The sequence below is a fragment of the uncultured Campylobacter sp. genome (assembly GCF_937959485.1).
Classification (GTDB): domain Bacteria; phylum Campylobacterota; class Campylobacteria; order Campylobacterales; family Campylobacteraceae; genus Campylobacter_B.
The window spans coordinates 129,750-141,944 of record NZ_CALGPY010000012.1 but is presented as its reverse complement, the minus strand read 5'-3'; the positions used below and the strand labels follow the sequence as shown (position 1 = coordinate 141,944).

Here is a 12,195-nt window from a genome sequence, read left to right as displayed (position 1 = left end):
TTAAGTCGCAAATTTTGGTAGCGGTAAAAACCAAAGTCGCTACCGCTTAAAGTCATGAATTTCGATATTTGCGCTATATTTTTTGCAAAGCTCGCTTACTTTTTCTTTTAGCCTTTCCTCGTCGTAGCAGATGAGATCGATGTATGCGTGCCTCTGTCCGGTTGCACCGCCGATTATCTCCAGAAACGAGCCACAGCTCTCCAGCTCCTCATCCTCGATTTTATTTCGCAGATCAAAGCCCGCCTGCACGTCGCCGCCGTTACCTATGCTAAGAAAGCAAAATTTGATGCCGAGCTCAAAGGCTTCGTTATAGATGTCGCGCTTGCCGCCTAGGTACTCGCCTATGAGATTTCGCAGGCAGGTTGTGCCCACGACCACGTCCTCGCGCACCTCGCTGCCGCGCGGCTCCATCTTGTAGCTGAAAAAATTCTTTAGCGGTTCGCGCGCGGCTTTTTCGCCGAATTTCTCATCAATCAGATCGGCGAATTCGCTTAGCGGCACGCCGTTTTCCTGCGGCTGGGCCAGCACTTCAAGCATGCCCAAAGTGTTAATGACTGTCGTCTCGCCGATGATATTATCAAGTAGGATGAAGCTTAGATTGCCCGCCTTGCCTTCATCCTGCGCGAGCAGAGCCGCTAGGTTTTCGTTGTAAATTTTAATATCCACGTCGCTTTCGTTAAACTGCGCGTAGATCATCGACTCCTCGGCGCTTACGCGCGTGCCGTACATCTCAAGTCCGCCGATACCTCGCGGCGCACGCGGCTTTCCGAGCGTACAGCGCATTTTGGATTCGAGCTGCCTAGGCATAGCGTTTTTGATAAAGCTTAGCCAAAATAATCGGTGCCTCATACCCTCCGGAGTTAGTACCAGATCGAGCCGCTCGCCCGCGAGCCCCGTCATAAAATAGGGCTCGGCAAGGCAGATACGAAGCTTCTCGTCGGTCTTTTGCATCGCCTTTTCAAACTCTTCCGCCGCCAGATCAGCCTTGATCTCATCTATCACGCCGCTAAATTCCGCCCAAAATTTATCCACTCTGCCGGCAAAGGTACTTGGAATTTGCGCTTTTTCAACTTTTTTGCCCAAACCGAATAGCCCCATAATCTCTCCTTTAATTAAATTTAAACGCAATTATAGCTAATTTTTGCAGGCGCGGGACGCAAATTTTAAAAGCCCCGCCCTCACGTACACTGAAAGCAGCCGCCCAAAACCTCGCATTTCTCGCAGATCTGCACGTATATGATCCCCTCACCCTGCACCAGCTCGCCGAATGGGATCTGCGCTAGATGCTTCATCGTCCCGCCGCAGCTAGGGCAGCTCAGATACTCGGCGTCCTGCACCCACTGCGGATAGCCGCCCACGGTCGTATCAAGCTCGTCAAAGCAGCCGTAAAAGGGTGATACTTCGCCGCCTAGTTTAAATTTCATACCGCTCAGCCGCGTCATATCCTGCTGCGAAAAGTAGCTCTTCTCCATCCCTTCGCCCTCGCAGCTTAACTCCATCTCGCCGTCCGCGCCGCGTTTGCAAAAATACATTACCGAGCCGACGCAGGTAGGGCAGCAGCGAAAGATCGCATCGTGCTTTAAATTTAGAAACGCAAGCCGCGGCTCATCGGCCTTAAGACGAAGCATATCTAGCATCTCGCAACCGCAAAACTCGCACTTTTGACCCGTAGGCCTGCCGATACGTACGGGCTCATCCGCGTTTTGGTTTGCGCCTTCGCAGCGGGCGTCCTTTGCATTTTCGCTTAAATTTAAACCGCTGCTAGCGCCTTTTTGCGCGTCTGCTTTGAAATTTACGCGCTCGTTCTGCAAGCTCGCGTCTTCGTCTATGCTTGCGCGAGCACACTGCGCGCCCGCGTGCAAATTTGAAATTTTATCCGCGCCGTTTTGCGCGTTTTGTTCGGAATTTGCGCTGCCCGCGCGGCCTTTGAAATTTGAAATTTCGCTCGCGCTTTCATCTCTGCGCGCGCGCGCTCGCCGTTTTTCTCCGCGCCGTCTCTCGCGCGCACTACCGCGAGGCACTTATCAAAAACGAGCGATTTTCGCTCGCCCGCCTCGTCAAAGCTCCAGCCGCCGATTTGCGCGTAAATTTCAGTGCCTGCGTAGAGCTTTTGGCGCCACGGCTTTGGGTTTTGATACAGCTCATAAAAAAGCTGCGTCGTCTGCTCGTCGCCCTGCCACGCAAGCGCGCACAGAACGTCATTTAGAGTGTTTTTGGCATTGTCCTGCAGCGAGGCGAGCTTGCGGACGAGCGCGTCTCTCACGTCCTTCGGCGCGCCAAAGTAGAGCTCGGGCGGGTAGTAGATCTCCGCCGCTGCTGCGGCTCGCGCAATCCTTGGATCGTGAATACCCAGCAGGCTAAAAAGCGCCCAAAAGTCGTTGTAAATCTCATCCCATTTTTCGATCTCATCGATGCGGTCTGCGATTTTTAGGATCATCGCCTCCACTTCGTCCGCGCTTAGGTTTAAAATCTCCTCTCGCCTCTGCTTTTGGCGGCACGAGTGGCAAATGCCGTCGAAATATATCGTGTTTTCGCCGCATTTTGGGCATGGATGGGCTTTGCTTTGCATTTTATCTCCTTAAATTTGAATTTAAATTTCGTCAAATTTTAGCTAAATTTTACTGTTTTGTGGCGATAAAGCGCGGTTTAGAATTTAATGTCGCATTGAACGAGAGACTTTATAATACAGCTAAATGCGTCATTTACAAATGGAATTCAAGCTGAAAGAGATGTGAATTTTAAATTATGATAGAAATAGGGTGGGTTTGCGAGATCAAGTGGAATTTATCTTTTAAAAGACAAATTCCACTTTTGTGCGCTTAGGCACAAATCACTTTTCAATGTGATGTTTGACTAGATACTCGATGATATTTACCGCATTATCGATGCCGCAATACGACGTATCAATGCAGATATTGTAGTTTGCGGACGCGCCCCAGACTTGGTTGGTGTAGTATTGATGAAAGCTCATTCTGCCCGCGTCGCTGTTTTCCATATACTCTCGCGCGTCGGTATGGCCCTCTTTTTCCAATCTAGCGAGCTTAAACTCATCGCTCGCGCGTAAAAATACCGTCAGCAGATCCGGATGTCCGCGCAAGAAAAACCCGGCGCAGCGCCCAAGCACTATAACGTTGCCGCCCGAGACGATCTTTTCGTAGATTGCTACGATGCGATCGCGTTTTTGCTCATTGGCTAGCTCGTTGTGCGATATTGCCTGAAGTAGCGTATTTACGGGCATTTCGTTGTAGAACTCATACATCTGCTCGAAGCAGCCAAGCTCGTCTGCTTTGCGGAGCAGATCCGCCTTGGCTAGATAGGTATAGCCTAAGCGCTCGGCTAGTTTGCGCGCGGTTTCGCGCCCGCCTGCGCCCGTTTGTCTAGCGATCGAGATTATCATATTTTCTCCTTAGATGAAATGTGCAAAAATACCGGCACCGATGACGGTAAGAAGTCCCGTAACCGCCATCGCTAAAGACGCCATCGCGCCCTCTACGTCACCGATCTCAAGAGCGCGCGCCGTTCCCATCGCGTGGCTCGCGCAGCCTAGGGCGATACCTTTTGCCATCGCCTTTTTGATGCCAAAAATTTTAAGTAGCGCCTCGCCAAATACACTGCCGATGATGCCCGTAGCGATGATGCAGGCCACCGTTAGTGTCACGATGCCGCCTAAGCTTTCACTGATACCCATACCGATCGGTGCCGTGACGGATTTTGGTAGTAGCGTGACATACATTGTGTGATTTAGCCCAAATATCACCGACATCGCATAGATGCTGCCTAACCCTGCGATCATACCCGAAATCAGTCCTGCAAAAATAGCTAAAAAATTACTTCGCAAAAGCGACAGCTGCTCGTATAGCGGCACGGCTAGACAGACGGTAATCGGCGTTAAGAAAAAGCTAATGTGCGAGGCGCTCGCGTTAAATTTCTCGTATGGAATTTTAAAGAGTAAAAGCACGCAGACGGTAAGCACGATACCGATTAGAAGCGGGTTGAAAATCGTTAGCTTAAAGCGCTTTTTTAGATAAAGTCCCAGCTCAAACGAGCCCAGGCACAAAAACACGCCGAAAAAAGCGGAGTTCATTAAAATTTCTCTCATTTTTTGTCGTCTCCGGATAAAATTTCGCGCTCCAGCTTCGCATCCACGCCCTTTGTATTCACGCCGTCTTGTTCGTGCGCGGCTGCGTAGAGTCTGCGCTTAACGCGGGCGAGGGCGATTTTATAAAAGATCTGCGTTACCGCGCCGCTTGCACCGATGACTACTACCGTAGAGACTGCCGTAATAGCGATGATTGCGAAAAGATGCTGGCGTAGCGCGTCGCCTGCGATGATGATCGCAGCGCCCGCAGGGATAAAGATCACTGGCATAATCTGCATAAAAAACGATACGGTTTCTCTGATCTGCGATACTTTGATGAGTTTGAAGATCAGGGCTAAAAGCATAATGACTAGCCCATAGATGCTAGCGGGGATCGGCACAGGCACGAGCGCCGCCAAAATCTCCGCAACAAAAGATATCCCTAAAATCACACTGAATTGGATTAAGTAGTTCAAAGCTTACCTCTGATTAAAATTTAGCGCTAAATTTAGCACTTTGCAGTTAAAATAGATATTAATCTTGCGGATTTTGGGCGAAATTTTGCGGCAAAATTTACTTAAGCAAGCTCTGTAGCTAGGCTTTAGGTAGAATTTTGCGATTTATCATAGCGCTAAATTTAGCCTTGCGGCACGGATAAAATTCGGCTACGACTACTCAATCAAGCGTCTCGCCTAGCTCAATTTTGACGCCGAGCACCCTGCAGACTAGATCAAAAATTTCAATATCGACGTTGGGCGCGTATTCGTCCAAAACCGTGTAAACTTCGGCACGCATATCCTCGTCGTGGCCCGGGTGCGAGCGCGAATACAGCTCGTCCGTGCGGCACACGAGCGTGAGATTATCGATATCTCGCTCGCGCATCGCCTGCTTGAGCTGCTTTGAAATTTGCCATTTGAAATTTTGCATTTTCCATCCTTTAAATTTGCGCGATACTAGCCAAAAGAGCTTTAAAATTTAATTTCTTAAATCCGGCGACGCGTTTCGGCGCGATCAGCGAGTCCGCGCCATACGGTCTTGCGCTTGCAAATATAAACGAGCCGGGTTTAGATCAAGGCTTTACCGGCTAAATAGAAGATTATCTTTGCGTAAATAGCGCTAAATCTTGCAAAGCCAATGGGATTACTTCGCCGTGCGAAGCGCCTTCGTAGAGCCTAAACTCGCAAGAAAACCCCCTTGATTTTAAAATTTCAGCTAGATCGGCCGCTTTTAAAATTCCCGCTTTATCGGTTTTCCCTTTACGCATTTCACTCGAGCCGGCAACGAGCATTATGAATTTCGCTTTTAAATTTGATCTAAGCTTTCCTTCGTCTAGGGCATCTCTGATCAGTTGTGATTCACCCCACCATAACGAAGGCGAGGCGATAAAAAACTCGTCGAAAATCCCATCGTCGCGCAGCAAAGCATAAATCCCGAATAGCCCGCCAAAAGAATGTCCGAAGTAAATTTTATCGCTTTTTGCCGTAGAGTATTTTTTCTCCACGAGCGGAAATAGTTCATCTTTTACGAAATCGTAAAATTCTCCTGCGCCGCCGCCGTTTGCATATTCTTCGCCGCTCGCCGCGGGCGTTAAATCTCTCGTGCGACGCTTAATATCATACGCTAGCGGGCTGTCGTATCCGATGCCTACTATAAGGACGGTTTTATTTAATTTAGAACTGGTTTCGACGTTTTCTTTCGCTATATTTGGATCTGCATAAATTTGCGCATAAGAGTTTAAAAGCATAGCAACTTGCGCGTTCGCATCAACCATAAAAACTACCCTATCGTAGCGAGCGACATTTTTTTGGCGAGCTATAAAAATTTTATATTTTTCGCCGTTCTTGCTTTTTAGAATAAAATCGCTCACATTAAACATTTCGTGCGCAGCTCCACTTGCCTGCTCAATCTTTTGCGGCGGTTTTGCCCTCAGATCGCAAGCGAATAAGCATACTAAAAAGAGTGCGTCGAATATCACAAGGAAGTTCTTTGGGCTTACCATTTAGCGTTTACCTTAAACCAAAACCTCCTGCCTTCCTCGGGGTACCAATAGTAATTGCCGTCGTCTGCGAGACCCTCGTCGTATCGGACGTTATCAAAGATATTATAAGCGGTTAAATTTAGGCTCAGATTATCGTTTAAATCGTATTGTGTGCCCAAATCCGTAGTAAAAAGCTTTTTGTCGTTTTTGCTAACCCTATTGCCCGGACCGAATTGCACGCTTGTAAGCTCGCTTTCGTAATTAAGACCGATAAAGGTAGAAAGCGGAGCGATAGGCCTGTAGCTAAGCGTCGCATGTGCGGCATGCTTCGGAGTAGCGGTCAGGGATTTGCCATCCAGCCTACTAAGATTGGTTTGGCTAAATTTAACGGCGCCGTTTGGCGTATAGATCGTAGGATCCCCGGTTTCGATCTCGGAGTGGCTATAGGTGTAGTTTGCCTTGAAATTTAGCTTTTTAGTAATATCGTAATCACCACTCAGCTCAACGCCGTAAACCTCGGCTCCTTCTATATTAAAATACGTTCCCCAACCCGGGCAATTAACGCTCGGTGCGCCGGCGCAGCCTCCGTAGGCGGGAATCCTATTGATATTGCTGCCATCGGTATCTAAAATTTTATCTTTGAAGTCGTTTTTAAATAGCGTGATATTGCCGCGCAGATCGTCTGCATTGTCGTAATAAAGCCCGATCTCGTAGGTCGTGCTTTTTTCAGGCTTTAAATCCTTGTTACCGAAATCTATAATCCTCCAGCCGCCCTGAGTCGTGCCTACTTCCGGCGAAATTTGATTGACGTCGGGAGTTTTATAACCGGTTGCGACGCCGCCTTTGATCGTCCAGGTATCACCTATATTAAACGTCGCGTAGGCTCTAGGAGAAAAGTGGTTGCCGAAGTATTCGTTATGCGTGAGCCTGCCGCCGAGCGTTAAAAATAGCGTATTTTCCAAAATTTCGATCTCATCCTCTAAAAATCCCGCATGCTCGTTCATAGAAAATCGCTGCGGAGAGCGTAAATTTTGCCTATTCGCGTTTGAAACGATGAAAGTCGTTTGCACATCCTGTTTGCTAAAATCGTAGCCGAAGGTAAGCGTATTTATACCGAGATAAGTCGTAAATTTGGAATTAAAATTTCTATTTTTTACGATTGCGGGCGAAAGGCTATCAAAAATGCTCGTACGGCGAGTCTTATCCCAAAGATAACTTATATCAGCACTTAAGCTTTCAAACTCGCCCAAATATCCGACGCCGTGATTTTCTCTTTTATATTTATAGTGATTTAATCCGCGCGCGTTGGGATAAACGGCGGTTTTACCAAGAGTCCTTGAATAATCGTGATTTTGCCTTCCGGTTTGAACGTAAAATTTATTATTTTCATCCGGCGTTAGCCAAAGCTTGGCGTTAGAATCCGATTTATCACTCTTCTGATAGCCTCCCTTATAGCCATCCTCGTCGCGCAGTTTCTTATATCCCCACAGCTGAAGCGCCGCATACTGCCCGAAGGGAATATTGACGTAGGCTTCGCCCATCTTGCCGTTTCCGATACCCTCGTGATCTTGGATAGTTGTAGATATAGCAGCACTTCCGCTAAATTTAGAAAAATTCTTTTTCGTAATGATATTTATCACGCCGCCTACTGCATCGCTCCCGTAAAGCGAGCTCATCGGTCCTCTAATCACCTCGATACGCTCTATCGCTCCTGCGGGCGGGATAAAATTCGAGTTCATATCGCCCGCTCCGCCTTTTGGGTTCGCCGCCGCGGAACTTACGCGTTTGCCGTCGATAAGCACAAGGGTTTGAGAGCTTTCCATTCCTCTGATAGATATCCCGCTTGCCGGGCCGTCGTCGCCTGCGATAACGCTGACGCCAGGCATTTTATTCGCGATATCGTGCAGCGAAGTGAAGCTGCCGCTTGATATCTCTTTATTATCCAAGGTGGAGATGGAGGCCGGCGCCTGCCTGATATCTTGGCGAAAGCCGCTTGCGCTTACTACGATCTCGCCAAGATTCGTGCTATTTGCGTCACTGCTTAGGCGCGAGCCTTCCATGCCGCATAAAATCGAAACGCTCGCGCATATAGATAATGCGATAAATTTCGCCTTTTTAAAATACATATCATTTTGCATTTTTGTTCCTCTATTTTGAAATTTAATCGCGGATTATAACTCAAAGCGGATAAATTTAATATTAATTATTAAAGTATTTTTATAGAATTAAATTTCACTAATAATTACCCATTCCATCGATATTTTTATAAAAATTATTTTAAATAAAGTACAACATATAATCAAGAAATTGCTGTAAATAAGTAAAATTTTATAACGCCCGGCATTAATTATCAAATCGTTTTGAAGAAATTTTGCACAGTTTTTGATTTTGTCTGCTTTAAGAATCATTTTCGCTTTTGTGGACGTGTATATTTTAAACTATCGAAGGCATTACAAGCGGCAACGCGAAAACGGCTTTGCTCTATTGATTTCGTGCATCCTGCGGCTTGCGATAATTATAGACTAGCATGGGATTAATATGCGACGTTTTTTAACACAGTAGCTTCGTATGAATAAATTTATCTTACTAAGGGGCATAATCGCTTCGGCGCAATTTAAAATTTTGAGTAGTTTATATAGGCGGATTTAAATTTAAACTAGATTTATCAGCACCATATCAACGGCTTTAAATTTGAGCTAAACGATAAAATTTAAATTTAAACTAGATTTATCAGCACAGCACAATCTGCCGAGGTTTTAAATTTAGAGCAAAGAGTCGATCCAAATTTAAAATCTTGGCGCAAGAATGCAAAGTAAGAAGATAAATTTAATAAGACCCCGCGAATTTATTTAAAATTTAGCGGGATCAAATTTGGATTTACACCGCAGGCACGTTATTTTCGGCATGGGTATCGTCAGAGTCTTTGGGTCTTAAAAGCCACTGCTTTGCAAAGATCAGCACGTATATCGCAGCGCCGATAGCGTAGCTTGCGTATTCACTTGGGATAAATTCTATGAATTTCGCGCATATATTAGGTACCAGCATTAGCGGCGTTACTAGCAGCAATAGCAGGCGCTCTACAATGTTGCACTTGGTTACGAACCAGCCTTGTAGCGAGGAGCTGAAGGCAAACATACCCACGATCGCCGTGGCAAAAATCAGCACGATTTGCAGTGGATCACTGATCCAAACGATGCTCTTTGAATCCATCGGATCGCCGATACTTTGGATCAAAAGCAGCTTGTTGTTGAAGAAAAACGCAAACGGGAGCACCGCGGTGCGTAGATCATACACGAAGCCCTGAAGCCCCACGGTCACTGGATTTGCCTTTGCGATACCCGCCGCAGCGTATGCTGCGATACCCACTGGAGGGGTATCATCGGCTAAAATTCCAAAATAAAATACGAAAAGATGCACTGCGATCGCAGGGATCAAAAAGCCGTTTTTGCCGGCCAGTATTAAAATCACCGGAGCAATAAGGCTCGAAACGACGATATAATTCGCCGTCGTAGGAAGTCCCATGCCCAAAATCAGGCTCATTATCGCAGTCATCAGAAGTATCAGCACTATGCTATTTCCCGCGACCGCCTCCACGAGCTCTGAAAGAACCTGCCCCAGCCCGGTAAGCGAGATCGAGCCGATGATGATGCCTGCTAGCGCGGTGGCAACGGCGACCGTGACCATATTTTTAGCAGCACCCACCATAGCCCAAAAAATATCGACAAAACCGACGATAAAATCGGACTTGCCAACCTTTTCGCCAAATATCGTTTTTTTAGCGGGCTCTTGTACGATCATTATTAAAAATAGCACGCAGATTGAGTTAAACGCCGCAGAGATCGCGCTTTCTTTTAGAATCAATAGAGTAAAAAGAAGCACCAAAATCGGTATTATGTAATGAATTCCGCTAAAGATCATCTTTAGCTTCGATACCTTGGCGTAATCGCGACTGCCGTGAAGCCCCAGCTTGCAGCTTTCCAGATGCACTATGAAAAATAGCCCCGCATAGCAGACAAAGGCCGGGATCACCGCCGCAATCATTACGTTGGTGTAGCTCATACCCAAAAATTCCGCGATGATAAACGCCGCAGCGCCCATGATAGGCGGCATTAGCTGCCCGTTTACGCCTGCGGCAACCTCGATAGCGCCCGCTTTAGTGGCGGTAAGCCCCGCTTTTTTCATAAGCGGGATCGTAAAGGTGCCCACCGTCACGACGTTTGCGGTCGAGCTGCCGCTTACCATGCCGGTTAGTCCGCTGGCGATTACGCTAGCCTTGGCAGGCCCTCCGCGGAAGCGACCTAAAATCGCAAACGCTACGTTTATAAAATACTGCCCCGCTCCCGCTCGCTCCAAAAGCGCGCCGAATAGCACGAACAGATAAATGAAGCTGGTGCTGACCCCCACTGGTACGCCAAATACGCCCTCTGTAGTTAAAAACATATGCCCTGCAAGCAGTTCAAAGCTTGCGCCGCGATGCGAGATGATATCGGGCATATAAGGACCGAAGTAGCAATACAGAAGAAAGGTAAAAGCGATAATACCAAGCGCTGGTCCCATCATACGACGACCTGCTTCAAAGAGTATGAAAATTCCGATAAACGACGCTACGATATCTCTGGTTAGATAATTTCCCGGGCGCTGCGCTAGCCCGTTAAATTCTATTGCAGGATACAAGATCGCGGCGACTCCGACGATTAATAAAATATAATCGTAAAACGGGATGTAAAAATGTGCCTTAGAGCGCGGGCGAAACGGAAAAAGCGAAAAAATTATAAAAATGGCGAACGCCAAGTGGATTGAGCGCGCGATATTCGTATTTAGCGTAAAATACGCGATGTAAAGCTGAAAGACCGACCACGCGAAGCAGACCAGCGTCACGAGCCAGAAGAGCTTTTTAGAGGTAAATTCTCTACTTTTTACCTCTAAAACCTGCTCGTCGTTTTGTGTAGATTTCTCCATCAACTAGCCTATTTCAGCAGCCCGGCTTCTTTATACACCGCCTCTGCCGCAGGATGAAGCGGCGCACTAAGCCCCTCTAAAAGAGATTCTTTGCTTACCAAATTTAGCGCAGGGTGTAGCTTTTTATACTCGTCGAAATTATCAAGTATTGCTTTAACTACCGCTCTAACCGCTTCGTCGCTTTGGCTAGCGTCGGTTACAAGCACAGCCTTTACGCCGATAGTTTGTGTGTCGTGATCTACGCCGTCATACATTTTCGCAGGGATCACGCCTTTGGCAAAATATGGATATTTTTCTAGAATTTTTTTGATATGCTCATCGTCGATGCCGACTAAGTCGATAGGAAGCGAAGTCGCCGCATCGGTGATATTTGCGGTCGGATGTCCTACGACGTAGAAGTATCCATCGATTTTCTTATCTTTTAGCGCCATAGGGCATTCTTGCGCGGTTAGGACGCCGTGCTGGGCGAGCTTTTTAAGATCGAAGTCGTAGTTTTCAAAAACTATCGTGCTGGTTAGCTCATTGCCGCTGCCTGGGTTTCCGATATTGATCTTTTTACCCGCAGCGTCGCCGTAGGCTTTGATACCGCTCTCCTTAGAGACGACGAAAGCCAAAAGCTCCGGATAGATCGAAATTACGGAGCGTAAATTTTTATCCGCCGCGCCTTGGAATTTGCCCGTACCGTTGTATTTATCATAGACGACGTCGCTTTGAACGAAGCCGAAATTTAGCTCCTTTTTAAGCACGTTATTGACATTATACGTTGAGCCGCCCGTCGATTGCACGGAGCATTTCATATTTTTATCCATATTTACCAAGCGGCAAATCGCGCCGCCTACCGGATAATAGGTGCCGGTCATACCGCCGGTGCCGATATTGATGAACTCCTTAGCGCCTGAAACGCTAGCTAGTAAGGCCAAACCGGCCAAAGCAACAGAAAATTTTTTCATCTTTGCTCCTTTTTGAGTTAAAAGTTTAAAAGTATTGCTAAATTTCTATAAAATTCTAATAAAAATAGATCGAATTTCGCGCAAATTTACGATTTTACACATTGCGGCGCAGGTGATTTAATATCAAAGTAGGGTGGCGATCTACTCTCATATGCAGAATTTTACCGCGATAAAATTCTAAGCTTGAAATCCAAACGCCCGTGGATAAAATTTAACGCTATAAATTTCAA

General features: G+C 46.9%; 11 protein-coding genes. All 11 read right to left on the bottom strand.

Annotated elements, in window-relative coordinates; genetic code table 11:
* Positions 1 to 39 precede the first annotated feature (39 nt).
* A complete protein-coding gene (locus Q0380_RS08125) occupies positions 40 to 1,098 on the bottom strand; it encodes a hypothetical protein (RefSeq protein WP_298962446.1) in 1,059 nt (352 codons plus the stop codon).
* An 80-nt stretch (positions 1,099 to 1,178) separates the two neighbouring features.
* Complete coding sequence (locus tag Q0380_RS08120) at positions 1,179 to 1,862, bottom strand: hypothetical protein (protein ID WP_298962444.1); 684 nt, start codon at positions 1,860 to 1,862, stop codon at positions 1,179 to 1,181.
* Positions 1,826 to 2,569 (bottom strand): hypothetical protein, encoded by a 744-nt coding sequence (locus Q0380_RS08115; RefSeq protein ID WP_298962441.1) that lies wholly within the window; start codon positions 2,567 to 2,569, stop codon positions 1,826 to 1,828. The genes Q0380_RS08120 and Q0380_RS08115 overlap by 37 nt, the downstream gene beginning before the upstream one ends.
* 261 nt (positions 2,570 to 2,830) lie before the next feature.
* Positions 2,831 to 3,397: an AAA family ATPase gene (locus tag Q0380_RS08110; protein WP_005873246.1), complete on the bottom strand. Its 567-nt coding sequence runs from the start codon at positions 3,395 to 3,397 to the stop codon at positions 2,831 to 2,833.
* A 9-nt stretch (positions 3,398 to 3,406) separates the two neighbouring features.
* The gene (locus Q0380_RS08105) at positions 3,407 to 4,099 is read right to left on the bottom strand and encodes an LrgB family protein (RefSeq protein ID WP_298962437.1); all 693 of its coding nucleotides are present in this window, start codon (positions 4,097 to 4,099) and stop codon (positions 3,407 to 3,409) included.
* Positions 4,096 to 4,554: a CidA/LrgA family protein gene (locus tag Q0380_RS08100; protein WP_081451750.1), complete on the bottom strand. Its 459-nt coding sequence runs from the start codon at positions 4,552 to 4,554 to the stop codon at positions 4,096 to 4,098. Before Q0380_RS08100 ends, Q0380_RS08105 begins: the two co-directional genes overlap by 4 nt.
* Before the next feature lie 199 nt (positions 4,555 to 4,753).
* Positions 4,754 to 5,005: a hypothetical protein gene (locus tag Q0380_RS08095; RefSeq protein WP_298962434.1), complete on the bottom strand. Its 252-nt coding sequence runs from the start codon at positions 5,003 to 5,005 to the stop codon at positions 4,754 to 4,756.
* Between the two features lie 169 nt (positions 5,006 to 5,174).
* On the bottom strand, positions 5,175 to 6,077 hold the full coding sequence (locus Q0380_RS08090) for an alpha/beta hydrolase-fold protein (protein WP_298962431.1): 903 nt from the start codon (positions 6,075 to 6,077) through the stop codon (positions 5,175 to 5,177).
* Complete coding sequence (locus Q0380_RS08085; RefSeq protein WP_298962428.1) at positions 6,071 to 8,194, bottom strand: TonB-dependent receptor; 2,124 nt, start codon at positions 8,192 to 8,194, stop codon at positions 6,071 to 6,073. Before Q0380_RS08085 ends, Q0380_RS08090 begins: the two co-directional genes overlap by 7 nt.
* A gap of 739 nt (positions 8,195 to 8,933) precedes the next feature.
* A complete protein-coding gene (locus Q0380_RS08080) occupies positions 8,934 to 11,015 on the bottom strand; it encodes a TRAP transporter permease (RefSeq protein ID WP_298962425.1) in 2,082 nt (693 codons plus the stop codon).
* Between the two features lie 8 nt (positions 11,016 to 11,023).
* Positions 11,024 to 11,965, bottom strand: coding sequence for a TAXI family TRAP transporter solute-binding subunit (locus Q0380_RS08075; RefSeq protein ID WP_005873238.1), 942 nt, complete (start codon positions 11,963 to 11,965; stop codon positions 11,024 to 11,026).
* Positions 11,966 to 12,195: the final 230 nt, after the last annotated feature.

Bases quoted from the DNA above. Each gene is read 5' to 3' on its own strand.
- Q0380_RS08125 (WP_298962446.1), bottom strand. From the start codon at position 1,098: ATGGGGCTATTCGGTTTGGGCAAAAAAGTTGAAAAAGCGCAAATTCCA.
- Q0380_RS08115 (WP_298962441.1), bottom strand. From the start codon at position 2,569: ATGCAAAGCAAAGCCCATCCATGCCCAAAATGCGGCGAAAACACGATA.
- Q0380_RS08110 (WP_005873246.1), bottom strand. From the start codon at position 3,397: ATGATAATCTCGATCGCTAGACAAACGGGCGCAGGCGGGCGCGAAACC.
- Q0380_RS08105 (WP_298962437.1), bottom strand. From the start codon at position 4,099: ATGAGAGAAATTTTAATGAACTCCGCTTTTTTCGGCGTGTTTTTGTGC.
- Q0380_RS08095 (WP_298962434.1), bottom strand. From the start codon at position 5,005: ATGCAAAATTTCAAATGGCAAATTTCAAAGCAGCTCAAGCAGGCGATG.
- Q0380_RS08090 (WP_298962431.1), bottom strand. From the start codon at position 6,077: ATGGTAAGCCCAAAGAACTTCCTTGTGATATTCGACGCACTCTTTTTA.
- Q0380_RS08085 (WP_298962428.1), bottom strand. From the start codon at position 8,194: ATGCAAAATGATATGTATTTTAAAAAGGCGAAATTTATCGCATTATCT.
- Q0380_RS08080 (WP_298962425.1), bottom strand. From the start codon at position 11,015: ATGGAGAAATCTACACAAAACGACGAGCAGGTTTTAGAGGTAAAAAGT.
- Q0380_RS08075 (WP_005873238.1), bottom strand. From the start codon at position 11,965: ATGAAAAAATTTTCTGTTGCTTTGGCCGGTTTGGCCTTACTAGCTAGC.